Origin of the sequence: Liquorilactobacillus vini DSM 20605, assembly GCF_000255495.1 — a bacterium.
Taxonomy (GTDB): domain Bacteria; phylum Bacillota; class Bacilli; order Lactobacillales; family Lactobacillaceae; genus Liquorilactobacillus; species Liquorilactobacillus vini.
The window spans coordinates 1-527 of the sequence record NZ_AHYZ01000191.1 but is presented as its reverse complement, the minus strand read 5'-3'; the positions used below and the strand labels follow the sequence as shown (position 1 = coordinate 527).

General features: G+C 31.5%; 1 pseudogene. It reads left to right on the top strand.

The annotated features are described in order from the left end of the window. Positions 1-141: 141 nt before the first annotated feature. Positions 142-527: pseudogene (locus tag ON15_RS10395) on the top strand (ISL3 family transposase); the annotation flags it as partial.

The window sequence follows — 527 nt, the reverse complement described above, 5'->3', positions numbered from 1 at the left end:
GGTTCTATAATATTTGGTACTGATAGAAATTTTTCTATCCTAGTACCAATTTTTGTTTTATGCTATAAAAAAAGATGAAGTTACAGCTTCATCTTCAAAATAAACTCGTTTTTCAACGAGTATAGAAAGAATGTTTAATTCATGAATTATTGTACCCGATTTTTACTTGGAATTAAAGACACAAGGCTGATTTTTGATCCTAAATTTGGTAAAAATTTCATTACTGAAGGATCTTATCATCATCAAAATGTTCATTTCGTCCATTTGTTACAAACTTATCCTTGTTTTTGCCCTGTTTGTCAGCGAAAAATGTTGCGAAATGGTTTTAAACTGACCAAAGCTGTTGGTTTGCCTTCAGCTGGTGTTACTAATATTCTTTGTATTCGCAAACAAAAGTTTATTTGCCCTAAATCCAAAAAGTGTCCCCAAGTCATCACCAAAATTGCTAAAGTTGCTGGCATTCAGCCTAAAAGTCAAATTTCTGATGCAGTCAAATATCATGCTGTTATTGAACTTGGAAAAAATAT